At 70.2% G+C, this 25,356-nt stretch carries 24 protein-coding genes and 1 pseudogene; 16 read left to right on the top strand and 9 right to left on the bottom strand.

Annotated elements, in window-relative coordinates; genetic code table 11:
* Window positions 1-11: 11 nt before the first annotated feature.
* Together OG407_RS08260 and OG407_RS08255 are read right to left on the bottom strand one after the other, a co-directional pair.
* The gene (locus OG407_RS08260; RefSeq protein ID WP_405856465.1) at window positions 12-779 is read right to left on the bottom strand and encodes a VOC family protein; all 768 of its coding nucleotides are present in this window, start codon (window positions 777-779) and stop codon (window positions 12-14) included.
* Between the two features lie 97 nt (window positions 780-876).
* Window positions 877-1,269 (bottom strand): VOC family protein, encoded by a 393-nt coding sequence (locus tag OG407_RS08255; RefSeq protein WP_405856463.1) that lies wholly within the window; start codon window positions 1,267-1,269, stop codon window positions 877-879.
* A 76-nt stretch (window positions 1,270-1,345) separates the two neighbouring features.
* Between OG407_RS08255 and OG407_RS08250 the strand changes: the two genes are divergently transcribed.
* Entirely contained in the window at window positions 1,346-1,885 is a 540-nt protein-coding gene (locus tag OG407_RS08250) for a GNAT family N-acetyltransferase (protein WP_405856461.1), read from the top strand.
* Between the two features lie 21 nt (window positions 1,886-1,906).
* Here OG407_RS08250 and OG407_RS08245 read toward each other — a convergent pair whose 3' ends face one another.
* Window positions 1,907-2,590 (bottom strand): glycerophosphodiester phosphodiesterase, encoded by a 684-nt coding sequence (locus tag OG407_RS08245; RefSeq protein WP_405856459.1) that lies wholly within the window; start codon window positions 2,588-2,590, stop codon window positions 1,907-1,909.
* A 415-nt stretch (window positions 2,591-3,005) separates the two neighbouring features.
* On the opposite strand from OG407_RS08245, the gene OG407_RS08240 reads away from it, so the two are divergent.
* From OG407_RS08240 to OG407_RS08220, 5 genes are all read left to right on the top strand, one after another.
* A complete protein-coding gene (locus OG407_RS08240) occupies window positions 3,006-4,403 on the top strand; it encodes a DUF6421 family protein (protein WP_405856457.1) in 1,398 nt (465 codons plus the stop codon).
* Window positions 4,404-4,441: 38 nt separating this feature from the next.
* Window positions 4,442-5,188, top strand: coding sequence for an SDR family oxidoreductase (locus OG407_RS08235; protein WP_318021570.1), 747 nt, complete (start codon window positions 4,442-4,444; stop codon window positions 5,186-5,188).
* Window positions 5,185-6,255, top strand: coding sequence for a threonine aldolase family protein (locus OG407_RS08230; RefSeq protein ID WP_405856455.1), 1,071 nt, complete (start codon window positions 5,185-5,187; stop codon window positions 6,253-6,255). Before OG407_RS08235 ends, OG407_RS08230 begins: the two co-directional genes overlap by 4 nt.
* Window positions 6,256-6,352: 97 nt before the next feature.
* Window positions 6,353-6,925 carry a transglutaminase domain-containing protein gene (locus tag OG407_RS08225; RefSeq protein WP_405856453.1) on the top strand — a complete coding sequence of 191 codons (573 nt, stop codon included), beginning with the start codon at window positions 6,353-6,355 and terminating at the stop codon, window positions 6,923-6,925.
* Between the two features lie 8 nt (window positions 6,926-6,933).
* A complete protein-coding gene (locus OG407_RS08220; protein WP_405856451.1) occupies window positions 6,934-7,626 on the top strand; it encodes a B3/4 domain-containing protein in 693 nt (230 codons plus the stop codon).
* Window positions 7,627-7,630: 4 nt separating this feature from the next.
* Here OG407_RS08220 and OG407_RS08215 read toward each other — a convergent pair whose 3' ends face one another.
* Together OG407_RS08215 and OG407_RS08210 are read right to left on the bottom strand one after the other, a co-directional pair.
* Window positions 7,631-8,359: a 1-acyl-sn-glycerol-3-phosphate acyltransferase gene (locus OG407_RS08215; RefSeq protein WP_033278392.1), complete on the bottom strand. Its 729-nt coding sequence runs from the start codon at window positions 8,357-8,359 to the stop codon at window positions 7,631-7,633.
* A 186-nt stretch (window positions 8,360-8,545) separates the two neighbouring features.
* Window positions 8,546-8,962 carry a DUF4395 domain-containing protein gene (locus OG407_RS08210; protein ID WP_327405868.1) on the bottom strand — a complete coding sequence of 139 codons (417 nt, stop codon included), beginning with the start codon at window positions 8,960-8,962 and terminating at the stop codon, window positions 8,546-8,548.
* A gap of 75 nt (window positions 8,963-9,037) precedes the next feature.
* Here OG407_RS08210 and OG407_RS08205 point away from each other — a divergent pair, with 75 nt between their 5' ends.
* The 4 genes from OG407_RS08205 (at window position 9,038) to OG407_RS08190 (ending at window position 12,251) form a co-directional block, all read left to right on the top strand.
* A complete protein-coding gene (locus tag OG407_RS08205) occupies window positions 9,038-9,451 on the top strand; it encodes a thioredoxin family protein (protein ID WP_262062821.1) in 414 nt (137 codons plus the stop codon).
* 220 nt (window positions 9,452-9,671) lie between these two features.
* Window positions 9,672-10,187 carry a flavin reductase family protein gene (locus OG407_RS08200; protein WP_405856448.1) on the top strand — a complete coding sequence of 172 codons (516 nt, stop codon included), beginning with the start codon at window positions 9,672-9,674 and terminating at the stop codon, window positions 10,185-10,187.
* A 243-nt stretch (window positions 10,188-10,430) separates the two neighbouring features.
* The gene (locus OG407_RS08195; RefSeq protein WP_266868343.1) at window positions 10,431-11,219 is read left to right on the top strand and encodes an electron transfer flavoprotein subunit beta/FixA family protein; all 789 of its coding nucleotides are present in this window, start codon (window positions 10,431-10,433) and stop codon (window positions 11,217-11,219) included.
* A 69-nt stretch (window positions 11,220-11,288) separates the two neighbouring features.
* Window positions 11,289-12,251: an electron transfer flavoprotein subunit alpha/FixB family protein gene (locus tag OG407_RS08190; protein WP_403601810.1), complete on the top strand. Its 963-nt coding sequence runs from the start codon at window positions 11,289-11,291 to the stop codon at window positions 12,249-12,251.
* Window positions 12,252-12,306: 55 nt separating this feature from the next.
* On the opposite strand, the gene OG407_RS08185 is transcribed toward OG407_RS08190, so the two are convergent.
* On the bottom strand, window positions 12,307-13,209 hold the full coding sequence (locus OG407_RS08185; protein ID WP_405856445.1) for an endonuclease/exonuclease/phosphatase family protein: 903 nt from the start codon (window positions 13,207-13,209) through the stop codon (window positions 12,307-12,309).
* A gap of 185 nt (window positions 13,210-13,394) precedes the next feature.
* Between OG407_RS08185 and OG407_RS08180 the strand changes: the two genes are divergently transcribed.
* Window positions 13,395-14,699 (top strand): DUF6986 family protein, encoded by a 1,305-nt coding sequence (locus OG407_RS08180; protein ID WP_405856443.1) that lies wholly within the window; start codon window positions 13,395-13,397, stop codon window positions 14,697-14,699.
* A gap of 95 nt (window positions 14,700-14,794) precedes the next feature.
* Window positions 14,795-16,009, top strand: a pseudogene (locus OG407_RS08175) (serine/threonine-protein kinase); the annotation flags it as partial.
* Between the two features lie 1,430 nt (window positions 16,010-17,439).
* Here the strand turns inward: OG407_RS08175 and OG407_RS08170 are convergent.
* A complete protein-coding gene (locus OG407_RS08170) occupies window positions 17,440-18,276 on the bottom strand; it encodes a hypothetical protein (RefSeq protein ID WP_405856441.1) in 837 nt (278 codons plus the stop codon).
* A gap of 19 nt (window positions 18,277-18,295) precedes the next feature.
* Complete coding sequence (locus tag OG407_RS08165) at window positions 18,296-19,360, bottom strand: LacI family DNA-binding transcriptional regulator (protein ID WP_405856439.1); 1,065 nt, start codon at window positions 19,358-19,360, stop codon at window positions 18,296-18,298.
* Window positions 19,361-19,538: 178 nt separating this feature from the next.
* Here OG407_RS08165 and OG407_RS08160 point away from each other — a divergent pair, with 178 nt between their 5' ends.
* On the top strand, window positions 19,539-20,492 hold the full coding sequence (locus OG407_RS08160; protein ID WP_405856437.1) for an ROK family protein: 954 nt from the start codon (window positions 19,539-19,541) through the stop codon (window positions 20,490-20,492).
* Between the two features lie 78 nt (window positions 20,493-20,570).
* Here OG407_RS08160 and OG407_RS08155 read toward each other — a convergent pair whose 3' ends face one another.
* The gene (locus OG407_RS08155) at window positions 20,571-22,592 is read right to left on the bottom strand and encodes an NPCBM/NEW2 domain-containing protein (protein ID WP_405856435.1); all 2,022 of its coding nucleotides are present in this window, start codon (window positions 22,590-22,592) and stop codon (window positions 20,571-20,573) included.
* A 197-nt stretch (window positions 22,593-22,789) separates the two neighbouring features.
* Between OG407_RS08155 and OG407_RS08150 the strand changes: the two genes are divergently transcribed.
* The 3 genes from OG407_RS08150 to OG407_RS08140 all read left to right on the top strand — a co-directional run bounded on the left by OG407_RS08150 (window position 22,790) and on the right by OG407_RS08140 (window position 25,169).
* On the top strand, window positions 22,790-23,761 hold the full coding sequence (locus OG407_RS08150) for a TIGR01777 family oxidoreductase (protein ID WP_405856433.1): 972 nt from the start codon (window positions 22,790-22,792) through the stop codon (window positions 23,759-23,761).
* Between the two features lie 30 nt (window positions 23,762-23,791).
* Window positions 23,792-23,986: a hypothetical protein gene (locus OG407_RS08145; RefSeq protein WP_019065142.1), complete on the top strand. Its 195-nt coding sequence runs from the start codon at window positions 23,792-23,794 to the stop codon at window positions 23,984-23,986.
* A 139-nt stretch (window positions 23,987-24,125) separates the two neighbouring features.
* On the top strand, window positions 24,126-25,169 hold the full coding sequence (locus OG407_RS08140; protein ID WP_405856431.1) for an NUDIX domain-containing protein: 1,044 nt from the start codon (window positions 24,126-24,128) through the stop codon (window positions 25,167-25,169).
* The last annotated feature ends 187 nt before the right edge of the window (window positions 25,170-25,356 follow it).

Below are 25,356 nucleotides of genomic sequence, written 5' to 3'. Positions count from 1 at the left end.
GGGCGGGTGGCTCAGTGCTCCTCGTCGCCCGCCGCGTACACCCCGAACATCGCCCCCTGCGGATCGCGAAGCACCGCGATCCGCCGCACGTCGGCGATGGACGTGGGCTCCATGAGGACCGTGCCGCCCGCCTCCGTAGCCGTTGCGGCGGTGGCGTCGACGTCGGCCACCGCGAAGTACGGCAGCCAGTGCGGCGGCACCTCCGGTGGGAACTTCGCGTCCATCGTCATCATGCCGCCGAAGTCGGCGCCGTCGATGCCCCATTGCGGGTAGTGCGCCGAGGGACGGACGGTCCAGCCGAATACGGTCGTGTAGAAGCTCTCGGCCCGCTCCGGCGCCCGTGTCAGCAGTTCCACCCAGCCCAGCGCGCCGGGCGCGTTGAACAGCCCGGCGCCGGGGAAGGTCCGCGCCTGCCACATCTGGAACGCGGCGCCGCCCGGGTCGAGGGCGACCGCGAAGCGGCCGATGTCGAACACGTCGACCGGTTCCATCAGCAGGGTTCCGCCCGCGGCCCGTACCTGCTCCGCCGTCGCGTCGGAGTCCGCGACCGCGAACGACACGTTCCACGCCACCGGCTGCGACTCCTGGAACAGCGGTGTCAGCGCGGCGACCGCCGCGTCCCCGATGTGCGCGACCGTGTAACCGCCCGCCTCCGGCCGGGGATCGGTCTCCGGGCGCCAGCCGAACACGTCCGAGTAGAACCGCTTGGCCGCCTCCAGATCACTGGTCCCGAGCTCGGTCCAGCAGGGCCCACCGGTCACCGGCCTGTCGAGCTTCATGGCGTTCCTTCCGCAGAAAGCTCCCCTCCCAGCACGCTAAGCCCGGGCCGCGACCCCGGCCATCCGGCACGGAGAGGGCGCCGCAGCCGTCGTAGACCTACATCCCCGGGCGGTACCTCAGCGGATGGTCGGCCGGTACCTCCACCAGCACGATCCGTGTCCCGTCCGGATCCGCGATCCACATCTCCACCAGGCCCCAGGGTTCCCGCACCGGCGCCCGCACGATCTCGACGCCCTTCGCCCGCAGCTCCTCGTGCGCGGCGCCCGCGTCCGCGACCTGTAGCCACAGCTGTACGGCGGGGGAGGGCGGGGTGTCGGAGCGGCCGGAGACCTCCAGGAAGCCGCCGCCGAGGAAGTAGACGGTTCCGCGTTCGACGCCCGTGCCGAACTCGCGGTAGACGGGCAGGCCCAGTTGCTCGCCGTAGAAGGCGCGGGAACGTTCGGGATCGGTGGGGCGCAGCAGGATGCGGCTGCTCAGTACGTGGACCATGCGGCCGGAGCCTAGTCTCCGGGGTCGCGTTACTCTCGTCTCTGCCTGAGCCGCGCCTTGATCGGAGTTGTGCACCATGGACACCGCCGCCACCGGACTGACCTTCCGCGACGCCACCGACGCCGATGCGGACGCCCTCGTCGTGCTGATCGAGTCGGCCTACCGGGGGGACGACAGCCGGGCAGGCTGGACCACGGAGGCGGACATCCTCGAAGGGCAGCGGACCGATCCCCAGGGCGTGCTCGCGGTCATCAAGTCGCCCGACAGCCGGCTGCTCGTCGTCGAGCGCGAGGGCCGGGTGGTCGCCTGCTGCCAGCTCGAACACCGGGGCGCGCACGCCTACTTCGGGATGTTCGCCGTCAGCCCGCAGCTCCAGGGCGCCGGTCTCGGCAAGGTGATCATCGCGGAGGCGGAGCGCACGGCCCGGGAGACCTGGGGCGTGCGGGAGATGCACATGACCGTGATCTCCGTACGGAACGACCTCATCGCCTGGTACGAGCGCCGCGGCTATCGCCGTACGGGCCGGATGACCCCGTTCCCGTACGGCGACGAGCGGTTCGGCATTCCGCAGCGCGACGACCTGCAGTTCGAGCTGCTGGTCAAGGAACTCGCTTAGTTCTTACGGCTGTTCGGTCCGCTACGCCGTGAAGCGGCCCGTGCGTTTGATCTCGGGGTAGTCGGTCGTCGCGCCGTCCAGCCCCAGGGCCCGTACGAGCCGCAGCTGGTCCTGTGTGTTCACCACCCAGCCGATGATCTTCAGGTCCGCCTTGCGGGCCGCCTCGACGACCTCCAGGGTCAGCCGACGGATGTTGAGGCAGACCGTCTCGGCACCGGCCTCGGTGGCGCGTTCCACCACGTCGGGGCCGAAGCGGCTGGCGATCAGCGCGGTCCGTACGCCGGGCACCAGGCGGGCGATCTCGGCGATCGCCTCGTCGTGGAACGAGGACACCTCGACCCGCTCGACCAGGTTCCGGCGGTGCATGACCTCGGCCAGCGCCCGCGCCGCCGCCAGGTCCTTGATCTCGGCCTGGACCGGCGACCTGACCGCGTCCAGTACCTCTTCGAAGACGGGCACGCGCTCGCCGCGGCCCGCGTCCAGGGTGCGCAGCTCGCCGAGGGTCCGCTCGGCGATCGAGCCGGTCCCGTCGGTCGTACGGTCCACGTCGGCGTCGTGCATGACGACGAGGGCGCCGTCCTTGCTCAGATGCAGATCGAGTTCGATGACATCGAGGCCGGCCTGCTCGGCGGCGACGAAGGAACGGAGAGTGTTCTCGGGTTCGAGACCCATGACTCCGCGGTGACCGATGGTAAGGAAGTTCAAGGTTCAACTCGCTTCCGTCGCGGCGGCTCGGCACGCGCGCGTGGGCGCGGCCGGACACCGGCGTCCACGCGGCAGAGCCGCAGCCTAACGGCCGGGCCCGGCGATGTACCCGCGCTTACACGGGGGATTGGGGGTGACGGCCGGGGTGTACCTGGGGCGTACTTCCCGGCGTCGTCACTCGGCCGTGGGCGAGTCCGGTGGCCGTTGACCGAAACCGGCCCCCGGTGGCCCTTGGTGGCAGGCGCCGAGCCGCTTACCCCGCCACGGCGGAAGTAATCGCCTTCTTTGTGTCCGGCAGGAAAAAGAGCGGTGACAGATGGGGGGTGCAGGATAATTTGCGGAGCCTTGCCTTGCTAGGAGAAACCCCGAACGCATACGGTGTCCATACGCGAGGTTCTCCCGTGGAGGATGGGACATGACGGAAATTCTTGTGCAGGTGGGTTTTGAGGAGCGGCTTCCTCCCGTGACCAGGGTGGTGGAGCATCCGGCATGGCCCGTGCTCAAGGACGCCGTGGAGCGGATCCGGCCATGGCAGTCGAAGGACGGCTCGATCGACTTCGACGCCGAGGGTGCCCCGGGCCGCACGGAGGCCGAGTCCGCCGTGCGCCGCGTGACGGGCGCCGTCGAGGAGCTCTCCCCGCTGCTCCCGCACGACGCGGCCTACCACGCCGCACTCGTCAGGGATCTCGGGCAGTGGGCCGACGACGGCTTCCAGGTGCCCGACTTCCTGGACTCGCTGCTGGCCTTCCAGCCCGCCGCGAACCGCCGGGACGGACTCCAGCACCTGGTCGTCTTCCCGATGTACACGCAGAACGGCAACCCGGACCGCAATTTCGAAGCGGTCGTCCTGCGCATGGTCTGGCCCGACTGGCTGGCCGAGCTGGAGGCGACCCGCTACGACAACCCGCTGTTCTGCGGCATCACCTTCGAGGACTTCACGTCAGGCTACGACACCAACTCGGCCGTGCTCTTCCCGGAGACCATCGCCGTACGGCAGGCGCCGGAACGGTTCTCCTGGGGCGGCATCTTCTGCGACCGCGAGGCCGCCCGCTTCCGCCGGGTCACCGAGGCCGCCGTGGACATCCTGGGCATGCGACTGCCCGAGGACGTCGCCACGATGGTCGACGACCAGCAGCGCTGCGAAGAGGCCTTCGTCCTGTGGGACATGGTCCACGACCGCACCCACAGCCACGGCGACCTGCCCTTCGACCCGTTCATGATCAAGCAGCGCCAGCCGTTCTGGATGTACGGCCTCGAAGAACTGCGCTGCGACCTCACCGCCTTCAAGGAGGCCGTGAAGCTGGAGGCCGACGGCGTCCCGCAGGCCCGTGACGTGCAGTACGCGGTCCTCTGCGACCGCATGTTCCGCTTCCCGGTCACCGGCGAGCGCGTCCGCAACTACGACGGGCTCGGCGGCCAGCTCCTCTTCGCCTACCTGCACAAGCACGACGTCGTCCGCTGGACCGACAACAAGCTGCACATCGACTGGCAGCGCGCCCCCGAGGTCACCAACCAGCTGTGCGCCGAGATCGAGGACCTCTACCGCGCGGGCATCGACCGCCCCAAGCTCGTCCACTGGTTCAAGGCCTACGAGCTGGTCGCGACCTACCTCGCCCCGCACCCGGGCTCCCGCTGGGCCAAGGGCCCGGACGCCCTCGACCTGAGCCTGCCGCCGCGGAAACTCGTGGATGACGTGCTTCCGGACGAGTTTCCGCTGAGCATGTTCTATGAGGCACTCTCCAAGAAGCTCAAGAACGTGATCGCGTCGACCCGGGGCATCACGGCGGAGACCGCCGAGCGGATCGCCGCGTGAGCGACCGTACGACCGAAGTGGCTCAGGAGGCGAGGACCATGGGGAACGGGGCGCTCAACGGCGCGGTGATCGCGGTGGCCGGAGCGGGCGGGCCCGCAGGGCGTGCCGTGCTGCTGCGGCTGGCCGAGGCCGGCGCGACCGTCGTCGGCGCGGACGCGCATCCCGAACGCCTGGCGGAGGCCGTGGACGCGGCCCGCTACGCGCACGGCGGCGCGACCGTCGTAGGGGACACGGTCGACCTGCTCGACCCGCAGGCGACCCGTGACTGGGCCGAGCACATCGAGAAGGACTTCGGCCGCGTCGACGGCCTGGTCCACCTCGTCGGCGGCTGGCGCGGCAGCGCGTCCTTCGCCGACACCGACCTCGCCGACTGGGACCTGCTGGAGAAGCTCCTCATCCGCACCGTCCAGCACACCTCCCTGGCCTTCTACGACGGCCTGGAGCGCAGCGACCGCGGACGCTATCTGCTGATCAGCGCGGCGGGCGCGAGCAAGCCCACCGCCGGCAACGCGGCGTACTCCGCCTCCAAGGCCGCCGCCGAGGCCTGGACGCTCGCCATGGCCGACGGCTACCGCAAGGCCGGCGGCGAGGACGGGCCCAGCTCCGCGGCCGCCGTCATGGTGGTGAAGGCGCTCGTGCACGACGCGATGCGCGCCGAGCGACCCAACGCGAAGTTCGCGGGCTTCACCGACGTCAAGGACCTCGCCGAGGCCATCGCCGGCGTCTGGGACAAGCCCGCCACCGAAGTGAACGGAAACCGTCTGTGGCTGACCGAGAAGCCGTGAACCCTCCGAAGACCGACGCCCGTCGCCACCACGACCCGGAGATCCGCGGCTTCGCCAGCGACAACTACGCCGGCGCCCACCCCGAGGTGCTCGCCGCCCTCGCCCTCGCCAACGGCGGCCACCAGGTGGCCTACGGCGAGGACGACTACACGGAGAACCTCCAGGGCATCATCCGCAGCCACTTCGGCGCCACGGCGGAGGCCTTCCCGGTCTTCAACGGCACCGGCGCGAACGTCGTCGCCCTCCAGGCGGTCACCGACCGCTGGGGCGCGGTCATCTGCGCCGAGAGCGCGCACATCAACGTCGACGAGGGCGGCGCCCCCGAACGCATGGGCGGCCTGAAACTCCTCACGGTCCCCACCCCCGACGGCAAGCTCACCCCCGAACTGATCGACCAGCAGGCCTACGGCTGGGACGACGAGCACCGCGCGATGCCGCAGGTCGTCTCGATCACCCAGAGCACCGAACTCGGCACGCTCTACACGCCCGACGAGATCCGCGCGATCTGCGACCATGCCCACGCGCACGGCATGAAGGTCCACCTCGACGGCTCCCGGATAGCCAACGCGGCGGCCTCACTCGACGTCCCCATGCGGACGTTCACCAACGCGGTCGGCGTCGACATCCTCTCCCTGGGCGGGACGAAGAACGGCGCGATCTTCGGCGAGGCGGTCGTCGTCATCAACCAGGACGCCGTCAGCCACATGAAGCACCTGCGCAAGCTGTCCATGCAGCTCGCCTCCAAGATGCGCTTCGTCTCCGTGCAGTTGGAGGCGCTGCTCGCCAAGGACCTGTGGCTGCGCAACGCCCGCCACGCCAACGAGATGGCCCAGCGCCTCGCCGAGGGCGTGCGCGCGGTGCACGGCGTGGAGATCCTCTACCCGGTGCAGGCCAACGGCGTCTTCGCCCGCCTTCCGCACGACGTGAGCGAGCGCCTGCAGAAGCGCTTCCGCTTCTACTTCTGGGACGAGGCCGCCGGAGACGTCCGCTGGATGTGCGGCTTCGACACGACCGAGGACGACGTGGACGCGTTCCTGGCGGCGCTCAAGGAGGAGATGGCCCGTTAGGCCTGCCGGCTCGGAGTCGGATGGTGTTGTGCATAGATATGCGATCACTTGAAAAGTCATTGACTCTCGGGTGATCGCTTTCCTATGCTCTGCGGCCATGGAGCTGATCCAGAACACCTCTGACCTGTCCGCGTACTTGGCCGCCGACGAGGCCATTGACCATGAGCACCCCCTCGTACGGGAGACGGCCGCGCGGCTGGCCAGAAGTGCCGCCGACTCGTATGGCTATGCACGCCTGGCGTTCGAGTTCGTGCGGGACGGCATTCCCCACTCGCAGGACTCCGGCGATCCGCGCGTCACCTGGCGGGCCTCCGACGTCCTGGAGCAGGGCACCGGCATCTGCTACGCCAAGGCGCACGCGCTGGCCGCGCTGCTGCGGGCCGAGGACATTCCCACTGCGTTCTGCTACCAGAAGTTCGACGTGGTGCACGGGCTGGTCGCCGTGCGGTTCAACGGGGCCTGGCACCGGCAGGACCCGCGCGGCAACAAGCCTGGTGTGGACGCGCAGTTCTCCCTCGACGGAGAGCGGCTGGCCTTCGTACCCGATCCCGAGTTCAATGAGCTGGACTATCCGGTCCTGTACGCTGAACCACACCCGGTCGTGCTGAGCGCCCTCAAGGCCGCCCCCGACCGGTCGCACCTGTGGCAGACACTCCCGACCGCACTCTGAGGCAGCCCATGACCCTCACCCTGACCGTGTCCGACGAAGTTCGCGCCCTCGCCCCCGGGTTCACCCACGTGGCCATCGAGGCGACCGGACTGGTCAACGGGCCCAGTACCGAAGCGAGTTCGGCGCTCCTCGACGACGCGGCCCGCCGTCTCGCGCTACGGCTGGACGGGCGCGCCCCGCACGAGGACCCGCACATGGTGGCCTGGCGCGAGGTGTACACGGCGTTCGGGTCGAAGCCGTCGCGCACGCGCAACTCGGCGGAGGCGCTGGCCAAGAGGGCGCTCTCGGATGCCGGGCTGCCCCGGATCAATGTGCTGGTCGACCTCTACAACGCCATCAGCGTGGCCCACTTGATCCCCGTGGGCGGTGAGGACACCGACCGCATCCAGGGCGCTATGACCCTTCAACGGGCCGCCGGGGACGAGGAGTTCGTGACCGTCGCGGGCGGCGAGGAGGTCGTCGAGCATCCCGACGCGGGCGAGGTGGTGTGGCGGGACGCGGCCGGCGTCACGTGCCGTCGGTGGAACTGGCGGCAGGGGCCGCGCACCAGGCTCACGGAGGAAACGACCGCCGCCGTCTTCCTGTTGGAAAGTCTGGCGCCGATGCCGGTGGCCGACGTCGAGGCCGCCGGTGCCGAACTCGCCGAGCTGCTGGAGAAGTCCAGCCCCGGGGCGCGGATCACCGTCCACGCCCCGGCGTGACGATTCAGCGAGCCTCGGCCGCCTTGACCTCTTCGGGAGTGGGTGCCGTGCCGCCGAGATGGGCCGGCATCCACCAGGTGTCGTCCGGGCCGTTGGGCCGTACCGGATAAGCGCGTTGGGCGGCTTCGAGGAGTTCCTGGATGCGCTCGCGCAGGCGGCGGGTGATCGCGCCCGCGTACTGGTCCTGAGGAGCCTCCACCGGCTCGCCGACCCGGATGGTGATCGGGGTGTGGCTGCGCTTGAAGTTCTTCGGGTGGCCCTTGGTCCACAGGCGCTGGGTGCCCCACAGCGCCATCGGGATCAGCGGGACGCCGGCCTCCTGGGCCATGCGCGCGGCACCCGACTTGAAGCTCTTCAGGGTGAACGACTGGGAGATCGTCGCCTCGGGGAAGACGCCGACGATCTCGCCCGACCGCAGCGACTCCAGCGCGTGCTGGTAGGCCGTCTCGCCCTGCTTGCGGTCCACCGGGATGTGCTTCATGCCGCGCATCAGCGGACCGGAGATCTTGTGCCGGAACACCGACTCCTTCGCCATGAAGCGCACCAGGCGCTTCTGCGGCAGGGCGGCCAGACCGTCGAAGATGAAGTCCAGGTAGCTGATGTGGTTGCTGACCAGCACGGCGCCGCCCGAGCGCGGAATGTTCTCCGACCCCTTGCAGTCGATCTTGAGGTCCCAGGCCTTGAAGAGCGTTTGGGCGAGACCGATGACGGGGCGGTAGACAAGCTCAGCCATGGACGGGGTGGACCCTTCTCTCTGCCTGGAAGGGGTTCTCCGGGCGGGAAAGCTACGCAGCCGTAGGTTTACGGCATTGCGCAGATCGTGCCCCAAGAACGAACGAGTGGCCAGTCCTCGTGCCGCACAACGGCGAGATCCTCGTCACTTCGATCGCTTGATCCACCTCGGCCTTTTAAGCGGCCTTTACTGTGCGCGTACCGTCACTCGACGCACGAGCAGGTACATCTCGCACCCCAGGCAGTACCCGAACGCGGCATTGAGGAACGCGGCGGCGAGCGCGGCCCCGGTCGCCGCGAGTCCGAGCCAGTCGGGACCCAGGCCGAAACCGACCAGTCCCACCCCGGCGAAGACCAGACCGACCCCCTGTGCGAACCGCGGCGGCTCCGGCGACTCGAACTCGGTGGGCGGCCCGATCCGGGGCCGCACGGCCTTCCGGAACAGCCAGCCGTACGGCGAACGGCCCACGCCGCCCGCCGCGCCCAGCGCGAACGCCAGGGTCTGCCAGGCCAGCAGCCAGAAGCTGCCGGTGATCAGCACGACCGCCAGTACTACGGTCGTCAGGGCCGCCCCGAAGCGCGGTCCTCTTACGTCGATGTCCATGAATCAAGGATTCCGCAACGGAAAGGATTCGTGGTGCCGGGAATCTTTGCAGTCTCGTGAACGCTGGAGAATTCGATGACCGGACTTGTGGTGTGCGTGGTGGTGCTCGCGGCGGCGAGCGCCTACGGAGTGCTGCATCGGCGGCGGAGCGGGAGAGTACGCGTGCGTGGGCGCGACGGTGGAAAACGGCTCGGTGCCGCCGAGCTGGGCGGTGACCTCGGCGAGAAGGCGACCCTGGTGCAGTTCTCCAGCGCCTTCTGCGCGCCCTGCCGGGCCACCCGCCGGGTGCTGGGCGAGGTGGCCGGCATGGTCCCCGGCGTGAGCCACATCGAGATCGACGCCGAGGACCATCTGGACCTCGTACGCGAACTCGACATCCTGAAGACCCCCACCGTGCTGGTCCTCGACGCCGACGGGCGGGTCGTACGGCGTGCCACCGGCCTCCCCCGCAAGGCGGATGTCATCGCGGCTCTGGGGGAGGCGGTCTGACGGTCGTGACGCCATTGGTGAGGACATCGGTGAGTCATCTCCCATATGCCGGAACGTACTTGACTGCGCGCACCACCTATCGTCAACCTGACCGTATGCCTTCGGAACTCCTTCTCTACGGGCGGGTGCACGTCGACCTGGCCCGCACCGCGAGCGCGCGCTGTCCGGGCTGTTGAGCAGCCACGGACCCAGTTCGTCCCCTCCGCAGAAGGACACGTCCATGACGGCCACGCCCGACCTCGGCACCCGTACTCCTCAACATGCCTCTCCCGACCTGCTGCGTTCCGTCTTCCGGCAGCACGCGGCCGGTGTGGCGGTGATCACCGCGCGCGGTGAGAACGGCCCGGTCGGCTTCACCGCCACCTCGCTCAGCTCCGTCTCCGCACAGCCCCCGATGCTGTCCTTCGGGATCAGCACCGGAGCGTCCAGCTGGCCCGCGATATCCGGGGCCGACCATGTCGGCGTGCACGTACTCGGCGACCACCAGGAGCAGTTGGCCGCCACCTTCGCCCGCAGCGGCGCCGACCGGTTCGGGGCGCCCACCGTCTGGCGCGAGGGTCCCGAGGGTGTTCCGGTCCTCGACGGCGTGCTCGCCTGGCTGGTGTGCCGGGTCGTCGCGCGCGTGCCCGCGGGGGACCACCGCATCGTCCTGGCCGAGGTCGTCCTCGGCGACCACGCGGGCACCGGCCGCCCGCTCCTCTACCACCAGGGGCGCTTCAACGGGCTGCGTGACTGAGGCCACTCCGGGTGGGTGACGGGCCACCCTGCGGAAGCGTCGAGTTCCGATTACGCTGCGTTGCACAGGTCACAGTTCAAAGCGCTTGCTTAGCGGGCACCCCTTGGGGGAGCGTAGGAGTGCGTACTGGCGAGTAATATTTCGCTCGGAGCACCGGTCGCCCCCACCGGGAACGGCCGTTCAGGGCGCCTATGCTGCCTGGAAGTAGGCAGCCGAAAATGACGATGCAGTAGGAGAGCCGGCGTGAGCTTGAGGATCGTTGTCACTGTGAAGTACGTGCCCGACGCCACTGGCGACCGGCACTTCGCCGATGACCTGACCGTCGACCGGGACGACGTGGACGGTCTGCTCTCCGAGCTCGACGAGTACGCGGTCGAGCAGGCGCTGCAGATCTCCGAGAACTCGGACGACGACGTGGAGATCACCGTCCTGACCGTGGGCCCGGAGGACGCCAAGGACGCCCTGCGCAAGGCGCTGTCCATGGGCGCGGACAAGGCGATCCACGTCGAGGACGACGACCTGCACGGCACCGACGCCATCGGCACCTCCCTGGTGCTGGCCAAGGCGATCGAGAAGGCCGGCTTCGACCTGGTCGTCTCCGGCATGGCCTCCACCGACGGCACCGCCGGTGTGATTCCCGCCCTGCTGGCCGAGCGCCTGGGTGTTCCGCAGGTCACGCTGCTCTCCGAGGTCTCCGTGGCGGACGGCGTCGTCAAGGGCCGCCGTGACGGCGACACCGCCAGCGAGCAGCTGGAGGCCTCCCTGCCGGCCGTCGTGTCGGTCACCGACCAGTCGGGCGAGGCGCGTTACCCGTCCTTCAAGGGCATCATGGCCGCCAAGAAGAAGCCGGTTCAGGCCTGGGACCTCTCCGACCTGGAGATCGACACCGACGAGGTCGGCCTCGAAGGCGCCTGGACCGCCGTCGACTCCGCGGCCCAGCGCCCCGCGCGCACCGCCGGCACGATCGTCAAGGACGAGGGCGAGGGCGGCAAGCAGCTCGCCGAGTTCCTCGCGGGCCAGAAGTTCATCTGAGCCCCAAGGCTCACGGCCCAACTCGCTCACCGCCCCTCAGACTTCGCACGCACGCAGGAGATCATTCCCATGGCTGAAGTTCTCGTCTACGTCGACCACGTGGACGGCGCCGTCCGCAAGCCCACCCTGGAGCTGCTGACCCTGGCCCGCCGTATCGGCGAGCCCGTCGCGGTCGCCCTCGGCCCCGGTGCCGAGAACACCGCCGCCGCGCTCGCCGAGCACGGCGCCGTGAAGGTGCTCACCCACGACGCCGCCGAGTACGCCGACTACCTCGTCGTCCCGAAGGTCGACGCCCTGCAGGCCGCCGTCGAGGCCGTCTCCCCGGCCGCCGTCCTGGTGCCGTCCTCCGCCGAGAGCAAGGAGATCGCCGCCCGGCTGGCCGTGCGCATCGGCTCCGGCATCATCACCGACGCCACCGACCTGGAGGCCGGTGACGAGGGTCCCGTGGCCACGCAGTCGGTGTTCGCCGCCTCCTTCACCACCAAGACCCGGGTCTCCAAGGGCATCCCGGTCATCACCGTGAAGCCCAACTCGGCCGCTGTGGAGGCCGCCCCGGCCGCCGGCACTGTCGAGGCCCTCGCCGTCACCTTCTCGGACAAGGCCACCGGCACCAAGGTCACCGCGCGCACCCCGCGCGAGTCGACCGGCCGCCCGGAGCTGACCGAGGCCGCGATCGTCGTCTCCGGCGGCCGCGGCGTGAACGGCGCGGACAACTTCGCGATCATCGAGGCCCTCGCCGACTCCCTGGGCGCGGCCGTCGGCGCCTCCCGCGCCGCTGTGGACGCCGGCTGGTACCCGCACTCCAACCAGGTCGGCCAGACCGGCAAGAGCGTCTCCCCGCAGCTCTACATCGCCAACGGCATCTCCGGCGCGATCCAGCACCGCGCGGGCATGCAGACCTCGAAGACGATCGTCGCCGTCAACAAGGACGCCGAGGCCCCGATCTTCGACCTCGTCGACTACGGCGTCGTCGGCGACCTCTTCGACGTCGTCCCGCAGCTCACCGAAGAGGTCAACTCCCGCAAGGGCTGATGCCTTTGAGGTTCTACGAGGCTCCCGTGACCCATGTGGTCGCGGGAGCCTTCGTTCATCCCAGGGTGATGGTGGACTGCACGGGCAGATGGTCGCTCGGGAACTGGCTGTTCTCGGAGAAGGTGTTGAGGGCCGTCCGGCGCACGGTGACCCCCGGGGAGACCAGGATCCAGTCGATGCGGGCACCTTCCGGCACGAGCGCGCGGTAACCGTGGAAGCTGGCGTACAGCTGACCCCGCGCGGCCGCCGCGTCCCAGGTGTCCCTGAGGCCCGCGCCCGCGCCCGCGCCCAGCATCGTGGAGTAGACCGAGGTGGTGTACGCGGCGGTGTTGAAGTCGCCGGTCACCACGAGCGGCAGAGAACTGTCCAGGCGGGCGAGGCGTTCGGCGATGAGCGTGGCGCCACGCTCGCGCGCGTACTGACTTGCGTTGTCCAGATGGGTGTTGAGGACGTAGAACTCCCGTCCCCTGTCCCCGAGATCGCGGAACCGGATCCACGTGGCGATGCGCGGGTGGTCGCCGCCCCAGGTGTTCGACCCGATCACCGAGGGCGTGTCGGAGAGCCAGAACTGGTCGTACTCCACGGGGGCGAGGCGGCGGGTGTCGTAGAAGATCGCCGTCTCCTCGTCGAAGCTGCCGCCCTTGCGTCCGCCGCCGATCCAGTCGTAGTGCGGGAGGTCCCGCTTGATGTCCTGGAGCTGCGCGTAGAGGCCCTCCTGGGTGCCGATGATGTCGGGGGCCGCGCGGAGCAGCAGGTCGCGCATCACCGGGCGGCGGACCTTCCAGCTGTTGGGCTCGTCGGTGCTTGCGTAGCGCAGGTTGAACGTCATGACGTCCAGGAGGCGGGTTTCCTTCCGGGCCGAGGCGGAGCGTGCGGTTCCGATGAGCGGCAGGGCGATGGCGGCCGCCACCAGCGTGCTCAGCCCCGCGCGACGGGTGACCGTCCTGACAGTCGACATGTGCGTCCCCTCCCCTTGGGAGTCAGGATGAAGGGGCGAGGCGCCGGGCGGAAGAGGGCCTGGGGACGGCAGTGAACGCGACGGGTTCACGGCGTGGACAGGGTGTTGACCGGCGGGAAGCTCCATGGATAACTTCGTTCTACGGATTGTTGATTCCGTAGAGCGGAAAACCGGAGGGTGTGGGCATGGGTCAGGGCGAGCAGGAGAAGGTGGCGACGAGCCTCGCGGGCGCGGTCAGCGAGGAGATCAGCGCCTCCCTGGCACCGGTCGACGCCGAACTGGAGCGCCGCTACCCCGGCGACCCCGGCACCCGCCAGCCCGTCCACACGGTCTACGTCCCCGGTGACGTGTTCGCCGCCGACACGATCCGCGCCTGGGGCGACCGGGCGCTGGCCGCCCTCGACGAACACGCCCCCGACGCGGCCTCCTTCGCCGCCGTCCTCGGCCTCTCCGACGACCTCGCCGAACCCGTCCACGCGCGCGTGCGGGCCAAGTTGGAGCGCGAGCCCATCGAGGACCTGCGCGTCGACTTCGAGGACGGCTACGGCCCCCGCCCCGACGCCGAGGAGGACGAGGCCGCCGCCCGCGCGGCCCGCCTGATCGCCGAGGCGTACGAGAACGGCACGGCGGCGCCGTACATGGGCATTCGTATGAAGTGCATGGAAGCGCCGGTACGCGACCGGGGCATCCGCACCCTCGACATCTTCCTGACCGGGCTCATGGAGGCCGGCGGGCTGCCCGACGGCCTGGTCCTCACGCTCCCCAAGGTCACGTACGCCGAGCAGGTCACCGCGATGGTGCGCCTCCTGGAGGCCTTCGAGAAGGCGCGCGGGCTGGAGCCGGGCCGGATCGGCTTCGAGATCCAGATCGAGACCAGCCAGTCCATCCTCGCCACCGACGGCACCGCCACCGTCGCCCGCATGATCCAGGCCGCCGAGGGCCGCGCCACCGGCCTGCACTACGGCACCTTCGACTACAGCGCCTGCCTCGGCGTCTCCGCCGCCTACCAGGCCAGCGACCACCCGGCCGCCGACCACGCCAAGGCGATCATGCAGGTCGCCGCGGCGGGTACGGGCGTACGTGTCTCGGACGGCTCGACGAACGTCCTCCCGGTCGGCCCCACCGCGAAGGTCCACGACGCCTGGCGCCTGCACTACGGCCTCACCCGGAGGGCGTTGTCCCGCGCGTACTACCAGGGCTGGGACATGCACCCCGGCCACATCCCCACCCGCTACGCGGCCGTCTTCGCCTTCTACCGCGAGGGCTTCGAACAGGCCGCCGCGCGTCTCGCCCGCTACGCCAACCACGCCGCCGGCGACGTCATGGACGAGCCCGCCACCGCCAAGGCCCTCAGCGGCTATCTGCTGCGCGGCCTGGACTGCGGCGCGCTCGACATCGCCGAGGTGGCCAGGGCGACCGGGCTGACCCGGATGGACCTGGAGGGCTTCGCGTCGCCGCGACGGGGCGACCTGACGGCGTCCGCCAAGTAGCGGACCTGTCACAGGTGTTGGCGCCGGCTTCTGTTGTCACTGCCGCCCCGTAGGCTGTACGGCGTTCAAGGATGTGCCACAGGGACGGAGCGGCGGTGCCTTCGGGGGAGAGCGGACGCGTGGACGGGGTCGACCGGTTGCTGGCCGGGCGCTATCGCGTCGTGGCCAGACTCGGGCGCGGTGGCATGGGTGTGGTCTGGCGGGCCGTGGACGAGGTCCTCGGCCGTGAGGTCGCCGTCAAGGAACTGCGTACCTTCACCGACGCCCACGGACCCGAACTGGCCGACCTGCGCCTGCGGATGCAGCGCGAGGCACGGGCGGCGGCGCGGGTCCGCCACCCCGGTGTGGTCGCCGTGCACGACATCGCCGAGGTCGACGGACGCCCGCTGATCGTCATGGAGCTGATCGACGGCCCCTCCCTGGACGACGTGTTGAGCGAGCGCGGCCCGATCGACCCGCGCGAGGCGGCCGGGATCGGCGCGAAGGTGATGGAGGCGCTGGCCGCGGCGCACGCCGTGGGTGTCCTGCACCGCGATGTGAAGCCCGGGAACATCCTGTTGGACCGCGCGGGCCGCGTCGTCCTCACGGACTTCGGCATCGCGACGATGGACGACCCGGGCGACGGCTCCGCCACGCACCTCACCCGGAGCGGTGAACTCATCGGCTCCCTGGACTACTTGGCGCCCGAACGTGCCCAGGGCGCCGACCCCGGCCCGGCGTCCGACGTCTGGGCCCTGGGCGCCACGCTGTACGCGGCGGTCGAGGGCACGTCCCCGTTCCGGCGCACGTCCACGTACTCCACCCTCACGGCGATCGTCTCCGAGCCTCTGCCGGAACCCCGGCGGGCGGGGCGACTTGGGCCTGTGCTGCGGCAACTGATGGAGAAGCGGGCGGAGTTGCGGCCCGGGGCGGATGTGGCGCGGGGGTTGTTGGAGGAGGTTGCGGGGGCGCCGGGGGTGGATCTGCCTACGGCGGTGTTGCGGGGGACGGCTGGGGGTGCAGGCGGGGTTCCTGCGGTGCCGTCGGGGTTCGGAGCGGTGGAGTCGTGGGGGAGTGCGGGGGCGGGAGCGGGGGCTCCGGGGCCGAAGGGGTCAACGGGGGCGCGGGCGGCTGGTGTTGGGGTTTCGGGGGCGGGTCTGGCAGACGCCGATCCCGATCCTGGGGCTGGGGCTGGGGCTGAGGTCCCGGGAGCGGATACCGCTGAGTCGACGGGGAGAGGGCAGGGCCTCGGGGCTGTGCAGCATGCGGCTCCGGCGGGGCAGGGGTTCGGCGTCGACGGGTTGGCTGGAGGCAGTGGGCCGGGGGTGGGGGCCGGCGGTTCGTCTGAGGAGGCGGGGCCGGAGACGGCCGGGGTTGAGGCTTCGGGATGGTCTGGATCGGGAGGGGCAACATCGGGGTCGGTAGGGCGACTTGGAGCATCCGCGTACGGGGCGGGTGCGGCAGGCGTGCCCGGTCCGGGAGGGTCGACATCGGGGTCGGCAGGGCGACTTGGGGCATCCGTGTACGGGGCGGGGTTCGGCATCGACGAGCCGACCGGAGGCAGTGGGCCGGGGGCGAGGGCTGACGGTTCGCCTGAGGAAGCGGGGCCGGAGACGGCCGGGGCCGATGCTTCGGGGTGGTCCGGATCGGGAGGGGCAACATCGGGATCGGCAGGGCCGCTTGGAGCACCCGCGTACGGGGCGGGTGCGGCAGGCGTGCCCGGTCCGGGAGGGGCAACATCAAGATCGGCAGGGCCACTTGGAGCACCCGCGTACGGGCCGGGTGCGGCAGGTCTGACCGGACCGGGGGAGGAAACATCAGGATCGGCAGGGCCACTTGGAGCACCCGCGTACGAGGCAGGTGCGGCAGGCGTGCCTGGGTCGGGAGGGGCAACACCCGGGTCCTCGCAGCCACTTGAGGCATCGACGTACAGGTCTGCCGCGGCAGGACCTTACGGATCGGGGGACCAGGGCCCCGCCCCCGGTTCCTCGGAGCGGCCCTCGGCGGGCACCCTCCCGCCCACTTCCACGGCCCCTTCCGCATCCGTACCCCAAGGCTTCGGCCCGTCCATCCCCTTCGTAGCCTCCGTACCTCAGCCGTCCGCGCCCACCGGGCCCATGACCAGCCCAACCGCGCCCCGCAGCAGGCGCAAGACCCGTGTCCTGATTGCCGCCGCAGCCGTAGCCGCCGTCCTCGCCGGTGCCGGAGTGGTCGTAACTCGCATGGTCGACTCCGGGGACACCACGGTCACTTCGCAGCCCAGCGACTCACCGTCGGCCGGTGCTGGTGGCGGTGTCGGCCCCGCCTCGCCCGACGGTCGTAAGGACACTCACCCCTCGGCCGACGCCAAGCCCACCGGGCAGGGCGACGACGGGACCCAGGCGCCGACGCGGCAGCACACCGGCAAGGGGAAGGGCACGGCGGCGGAGCAAGATCCCACCGTCGTTCCGAGCAAGTCCACGTCCTCCGGCGGCGGAAGCACCGGCGGCAGCGCCCCGACGACGGGCGGAGCCAGCCCCAGTTCCAGCCCGGCCTCCGTGTGCCAGTCCATCGGCGGCGGCAAGTACAACTGCCAGGTGTGGCGCAGCGCCAAGTCCTACACCGCGTCCGGCACCGAAGTCGGTGTCCTCGGCGCGGGCACCAACTACTTCTTCTGCCAACAGAACCTGGGCCGCCGCGAGACGTACGGCCAGTGGACCAACGTCTGGTGGGCCAAGACGGACGACGACAGCGGCAACACCAACGTCTATGTCAGTGACGTCTACTTGAAGGGCGGGGACAACGACGAGCCGATCCCGGGGCTGCCGGTCTGCTGAGGCCGTACGAGGCGCTCCAGGCCGGACACCGTCACCAGCCCCTCCTCCCGGAACAGTCGCGTACCCCGCTCGCACAACTCCCGATCCCCGCGCGCCCGTTCGCAGAACTCCTCCGGCGTCCGCCCGAACAACGCCCTCAACTCAGCCGAGCCACGCAGCAGTTCGGTGAGCAGCGCCCGCTCGCCCGGATGCCGGCGCGGTACGCCCGTGCCGTCGTGCAGGACGCCGTGCCGATTGACGTAGACGTACGCGCCCCGCAACAACTCGCCCGAGTCCAGCTCGAAACGGAACTTGGGACCGGAAGTGGAAGCGGAAACGGAGCTGGGCAGCCATGCCCGGTCGTACGCGCGCTCACTCGCGTCCACCACCGCGAGCTGCCGCGTGTCGAACCACGTCACGAACAACTCCCGGACGACGCCGGGCGAGTTCACCGGCGAAGCCGACATGTACCCCACGCGGCTCACATGCGCGGAGACACCGACGTCGATCCCCGTGACCCGCACCTTCACCATCGGGACGGGAGACGTGATCCCGAACTCCGCCATCTTGTGCCGCAGTTGACCGGGACAGGCGTTGGAGCCGATGGCGAGGACCGGCGTGCGGTCCTCGTACGGGGAGTGGTCGTCGAGGGGCAACAACCGGTCCCCGACGAGGAGTCCGGACTCGGCCGGCCATGCGCCTGGGTAAGCCAACGGATCCTCGCGCGGCGCCCGAGCCAGCCCCAGCGCCTCCAAGGTCCGGTCCACGCCGTCGTCCACGCGGTCGTCCACACCCTTGCTCACTCCGGCGTTCCCACCCCGCTCAATCCGACGGCGGCAGCTCGCCCGACCCCCGAGTGATCAACCGGGTCGGCAGCTCGATGCGTTCCGGGGCGAGGAGCGTGCCGTCCAGTTGCCGGAAGAGGCGGTCGGCGGCCGTACGGCCGAGAGCCGCCGCGTCCTGCGCGACGACGGTCACCCCCGGCTGGAGCAGGTCGGCGAGTTCGAAGTCGTCGAAGCCCACCAGGGCGATCCGGCGGGACTGTTCGGCGAGGACGCGGACGACGGTGACCGTCACACGGTTGTTGCCGGCGAAGATCGCGGTGACGGGGGAGGGGCCGGTCAGCATCTGCTCGGCGGCCCGGCGCACCCGGATCGGGTCGGTCACGCCGAGGGACATCCAGGCGTCCTCGACCGGTATGCCCGCGTCCTCCATGGCGGCCCGGTACCCGCGCAGTCGCTCGGCGGCCGTGTGGATGCGGGGCATGTCGCCGATGAAGCCGATGCGCCGGTGGCCGTGGGAGATGAGGTGGGTGACGCCGTCACGCGCGCCGCCGTAGCTGTCCGACAGGACGACATCCGCGTCGATCTTCCCGGCCGGACGGTCCACGAACACGGTCGCGACGCCCGCCTTGATCTCCGGTTCCAGGTAGCGGTGGTCGTCGCCGGCCGGGATCACCACAAGGCCGTCCACGCGCCGGGCGCACAGCGCGAGCACCAACTCCTGCTCGCGGTCCGGGTCTTCGGCGCTGGAGCCGTTGATGAGCAGGGCGCCGTGGGCGCGGGCGACCTCTTCGACGGCGCGGCTGAGGGGGCCGTAGAACGGGTCGGCGAGGTCCTCCAGGACGAGGCCGATGCTGGCCGTGCGGCCCTTGCGCAGGACGCGGGCGCTGTCGTTGCGGCGGAAGCCGAGGGCGTCGATCGCCTCCTGGACCCGGCGCTCGGTGTCCGGGGTGACGCCCGGTTCGCCGTTGACCACGCGCGAGACCGTTTTCAGGCCGACACCGGCGCGTGCGGCCACGTCCTTCATAGTGGGACGGTTGCCGTAGCGGTTGTCGGGGCGGCGGGCGGTCTCTGGCACGATGCGCTGTCCTGTCCTGTCGTCCACGGGGAATGCATAGGTCCATGGGTTTGTATGAGGATGTGGCGTCGAGCATAGAGCCTGGACAACGTTGTCATATGCGAGAGAGACTGTCCACCGATATCTCCGGCCTGCGCCCCCACCGCGAGACCGGCCCAACTCACCTTCTGGTGGTTCTCATGTTTGACGGGGAGATCTGACACTGATGCACACCGACCTCGTGGCCGCGCTCGACATCGGCGGCACCAAGATCGCCGGGGCGCTGGTGGACGGCCACGGCAAGATCCTGGTGCGAGCACAGCGCCCGACGCCCTCGCAGGACGACGGCGACACCGTGATGCTAGCCGTGGAGGAGGTGCTCGCGGAGCTCACCGCATCACCCTCGTGGTCCCGCGCGAGCGCCCTCGGCATCGGCAGCGCGGGTCCCGTGGACGCCTCCGCCGGAACCGTGAGCCCGGTCAACGTGCCCGGCTGGCGCGACTTTCCGCTCGTCGAGCGGGTGCGTGCGGCGGCCGGTGACCTGCCTGTCGAGCTGATCGGCGACGGCGTGGCGATCACGGCGGCCGAGCACTGGCAGGGCGCCGCGCGCGGGCACGCCAACGCGCTGTGCATGGTCGTCTCCACGGGAGTCGGCGGCGGCCTCGTCCTCAACGGGCAGCTGCATTCCGGGCCGACCGGCAACGCGGGCCACATCGGCCACATCAGCGTGGACCTGGACGGCGACGCCTGCCCGTGCGGTTCGCGCGGCTGTGTCGAGCGGATCGCCAGCGGTCCCAACATCGCCCGGCGGGCGGTCGAGGGCGGCTGGCGGCCGGGTCCCGACGGCGATGCCTCGGCCGCGGCCGTCGCCGCCGCCGCGCGTGCCGGTGACCCGATCGCCGTGGCCTCCTTCGAGCGGGCCGCGCAGGCCCTCGCCGCCGGGATCGCGGCGACCGCGACCCTCGTCGAGATCGACATCGCCGTGATCGGCGGGGGAGTCGGCAAGGCGGGCGACGTGCTGTTCACGCCGCTGCGCAAGGCGCTGAGCGACTACGCGACGCTGTCCTTCGTCCAGCGGCTGACGGTGACGCCGGCTCAGATGGGCACGGACGCCGGGCTGGTGGGAGCGGCCGCGGCCGCGCTCGCCGGACAGACGAGCACGACCGCGGCCGGGGTGTGAGGAACGGATCGGCCGAAACGTTCGTTCAGCGGCCTACGCACCAGTTCGGTACCTGAGTCCCACCTTGTTCGACCTTGCTCAGCACGTGAGTTGAGCGTCCGCCCAGTCCGCGTGGTCCGAGTCGATCCCGTCGCCGCCGTCGGTGACGACGAGTCGGACCACCTGGGCGCCGGTCACGTCCGCCGTGACCGGCTGGGCGGGCATCGCGTTGGTGAGGACGCCGGTCGAGGCGACCTTCGTGCCGTCCGCCCAGATCTCGAAGGCGACGGTCCCGTTGGCGCCCTTCTCGTCGTCCACACCGACGTCCGCGGTGACCTTCTCGCACGCCTTCCCGGTGTAGTACTCGACGTCGCTCTCGGCGTGCACACCAAGCCCCTTGGCGTACACCACCCCGCCCAGGGTGATCGGATGACCGTCCCCCGCCGCGCTCTCCCCGTTGCTGGTGTTGCGCTCAACGGGCCCCCATCCATTGGCCGTTGACATCCACGGAAGGTCACCGAGGGACGAGGTGCCCGCGGGCGGTGCCACCACCACGGACGCGGTGAACGGCAGCGTGCTGCTGACGCGCGTACCGCTCGGCGAGCGGTAACTCGCCTTGAGCGTCAGGTCGTACGACCCCGTCGGCGTCCCGGCGGGAGCGGTGACCGTCCACTTCGTGCGCAGCGCCTTGCCGGTCCGTACGGCCTTCGCGGTCGTCGACGACTTGGCGCGGATCTTCCAGCCCGAGGGGCCGGTCAGGCTCACGGAGACGTGCTCGGCGGTCGTACGGCCGAGGTCGGTGACCGTCGTCGTGAGCGGGGTCGGGGTGGACGCCTGGACCAACGGGGCGCCGCCCAGGCCGAGTTCGACGGCCGACGGGTTCTTGAGCGCGTACCGGTCGGCGGAGACCCGTACGAGGACCGTGCCGTGGGCCGGGACGGTCGCGGAGATCGCGCCCGCGGTGTTGTAGCTCTTGTGCTGCCACAGGTCGCGCAGGGTGTAGGCGCGGGCACCGGGGAGGCCGACGGCCGCGGCGGTCGTGGCGATGCGCTGGGCGCTGCCGGTCTCGTTGAAGAGCGCGACCGTACGGCTGCCGTCCTTCATCTCCTTGGCGACGACCCAGCGTCCGCCCTCGGACGTGACAACGTTGCCCTGCTTGCCCAGCGGGTCCTGGTCGACCGCGATGACCTCCTTGTTGTCGAGGATGTCGAAGGTCGCGGGGGTCGCCGTGCGCAGGTCCGAGCCGATGAGGAGGGGCGCGGCCATGATCGACCACATCGAGAAGTGCGAGCGGTACTCGGTGTCCGTCATGCCGCCGTTGCCGACCTCCAGCATGTCGGGGTCGTTCCAGTGCCCGGGACCGGCGTAGGGCGCAAGTGGCAGGTTCTGCTTGAGGATCGAGAGCATCGAGCCCCAGTTGTCGCTGATGTCACCGGTCGTGCGCCACAGATGTCCGACGTCCGCGGCCCACTCCCAGGGCTTGTTCTCGCCCCACTCGCAGATGCTGAAGACGATCGGGCGGCCGGTCGCCTTCAGGGCGTCGCGCATCGTGGTGTAGCGCACCTTGGCGTCCACGCCCTGGTTGTTGCAGTTGTCGTACTTGAGGTAGTCCACGCCCCAGTCGGCGAACTGCTGCGCGTCGCTGTACTCGTGGCCCAGGCCGCCCGGGAATCCGGCGTCGTTGCACGTCTTCGTGCCGGCGCTGGTGTAGATGCCGAGCTTGAGCCCCTTGGAGTGCACGTAGTCCGCTACGGCCTTGATGCCGTGCGGGAAGCGGACCGGGTCGGGGACGAGCTTGCCGTCGGCGTCGCGGTTCGGCAGGGCCCAGCAGTCGTCGAGGTTGACGTACTGGTAACCGGCCGCCTTGAGGCCCTTGTTGACGAAGATGTCCGCGATGCCCTCGACCATCGACTCGTTGAACTCGGCACGGCAGTTGGTGGAGTTCCAGTTGTTGAAACCCATGGGAGGCGTGAGCGCCTGGCCGTCGGCCAGGGCGGGGGAGGCGAGGTCCTGTGCGGGGGTGGCGACGGCGGGCGCGGCGAGGCCGGCCGTGCACAACAGCCCTGCGGCGAGGGCTCCGACCACTCTTCGGCGGGTCGTGCGGGTGTGAGGGTGACGCATCGTTACGTTCCTCCGGACTCGCGAAAGATGGGATGACTTCCTGTGCATGTCATGTGCGCGATTACGGTAGGACGTGTCGAACTCTGTTGGAAGAGTTGCGTATTTATTGTTCGACTTTCCATCGCGCACGTTTTGAACGCGTTCAACTTTCTGCGCTAGGCTCACTCCCGAGCAGTCCGATCGGAAGGGGGAGCCCGGTGAAGATCGTCATTCCCGGTGGCACGGGACAGGTGGGCGCGATCCTGGACCGCGCCCTGACGGAGGCCGGTCACGACGTCGTCGTCCTGACCCGGCGGCCGTCGCGCGACCGCGAGGTGTGGTGGGACGGCGAGAACCCGGGCACCTGGGCCCGGGAGATCGACGGCAGCGATGTCGTCATCAACTTGGCGGGCCGCAGCGTCAGTTGCCGCTACACCCCCGCCAACCTCAAGGCCATGATGGACTCGCGCGTGCACTCCACCCGAGTCGTCGGCGAGGCCGTCGCCGCAGCCGCGCACCCGCCGCGCGTCTGGCTGCAGATGAGCACCGCCACCGTCTACGCCCACCGCTACGACGCTCCCAACGACGAGGCCACGGGCGTCATCGGCGGCGACGAACCGGACGTACCCGACTACTGGTCGTACAGCGTCGAGATCGCCAAGAACTGGGAACGCGAGCAGGAGCGCGCCGACACCCCGTTCACCCGCAAGGTCGCCCTGCGCGCCGCCATGGTGATGAGCCCCGACCGGGGTGGTGTCTTCGACGTCCTGTCAGGGCTGGTCCGGTTCGGGCTCGGCGGTTCGGTCGCGGGCGGTGCCCAGTACGTCTCCTGGATCCACGACCAGGACTTCGTCCGCGCGGTCGAGTTCCTCGTCGACCGGGACGACATCGCCGGGCCGGTGAACCTCGCCGCCCCCGGGCCGCTCCCGCAGCGCGCCTTCATGCGCGTCCTGCGCGCCGCCCGGGGTGTCCCCGTCGGGCTGCCCGCCACGCAGTGGATGGCGGAACTGGGCGCCTTCGCGCTGCGCTCGGACACCGAACTCCTTCTGAAGAGCCGCCGGGTCGTACCGGGACGGCTGCTGGCGGAGGGGTTCACCTTCGACCATCCGCAGTGGCCCGAGGCGGCCGTGGACCTGGTACGGCGGGCGCGCGACGGTGCGGGTTCCACCCGGCGGCCGGTTCGGGCGTGACCCCGGCGCGCTTCGTCAGTTGAACGGGGCATGAAGAAGCGCAGCATGCTGGCCATCGCCTCCCTCGCCACCGGTTTCGTCGTCGCCGCGATCTCCCCGTCGCACTCCCACGACCACGACGTGCTCGGCGATCTGAACGTCAAGGACACCGTGGGTGCCATGGATCACCTCGTCAGCGACGGCAGCTTCGCCGCCGACGAGGGAGTCCTGGGACAGAACAGCTGATACCCGTCGTAAGCGTGCGGCGCCGGTGCCTCGTCGGAGGGGGCACCGGCGCCGTCGTATGTGCCCTCTCAACTGCGGCTGGTTTCCGTGGCAGGGTGGAACGGGCAAGCCTCAGGGGGCCAACAGAAGAGGGGGAACTGTGACCGTCGTCTGGATCAACGGCGCGTTCGGTGCGGGGAAGACGACCGCCGCACAAGAACTGGTGGACCTGATCCCGAACAGCACGCTCTTCGACCCCGAGGTCATCGGCGGAGCACTTCCGTATCTGCTCCCGCCCAAGCACCTCGCGGAGGTCGGCGACTTCCAGGACCTGCCGATGTGGCGGCGGCTCGTGATCGACACGGCCGCGGCCATGCTCGCCGAACTGGGCGGGACCGTCGTCGTCCCGATGACCCTGCTGCGCCAGGAGTACCGGGACGAGATCTTCGGCGGTCTGGCGGCCCGCCGGGTCACGGTCCGGCATGTCCTCCTGGCTCCGGCGGAAACGATCCTGCGCGAGCGAATAGCCGACCGGGAGGTCCCACCGGACCTCCCCGACGGCGAGATCCGGACCCGGCAGTGGGCGTACGACCACATCGAGTCGTACCGCGCCGCGCTCGGCTCCTGGCTCACCGCCGACGCCCATCTCGTCGACACCAGCGCGCTCACCCCCTACGAGACGGCCGCCCGGATCGCCGGAGCCGTCGGCAGCGGTGCCGTGCCCGTGTGCGACATCGTGCAGACCCCGGAGCCCACCTCCGAGACCCTCGCGGCCGGAGTGCTCCTCTTCGACGAACAGGACCGCGTCCTGCTCGTCGACCCCACCTACAAGGCCGGCTGGGAGTTCCCCGGCGGCGTCGTCGAATCCGGCGAGGCGCCCGCCCGGGCCGGCATGCGCGAGGTCACCGAGGAGACCGGCATCGTGCTCGACGAGGTCCCCCGCCTGCTCGTCGTCGACTGGGAACCACCCGTACCGCCGGGCTACGGCGGCCTGCGCCTGCTCTTCGACGGCGGCCGGCTGGACGCCGCCGTGGCCGACCAACTGCTCTTGCCCGGGCCGGAGTTGCGCGGCTGGTGCTTCGCCAGCGAGGAGGAGGCCGCCGATCTGTTGCCGCCGGTCCGCTACGAGCGGCTGCGGTGGGCGCTCCGGGCCCGGGAACGCGGGGCCGCGCTCTATCTGGAGGCGGGCGTACCGCTCGGCTGACGACTCGTCAATTTGCGGTCTGATCAACGATGTTGGACGTGGCTTTGCCTTTTCGGGGACACCACCTGGCGATTTTGCGGGGTGCGGGTCATTCCGATAACAAAGCGAGGGTGAATTGTCGCCTTCCCGGTATGAACAAGAACGTGAAGAAGGTACATCGGAGCCCTAACGTCTTTGCGCAGCTCAG

This window comes from Streptomyces sp. NBC_01515 (assembly GCF_045040345.1).
GTDB lineage: Bacteria > Actinomycetota > Actinomycetes > Streptomycetales > Streptomycetaceae > Streptomyces.
This window is presented reverse-complemented; position numbering and strand designations above follow the sequence as displayed.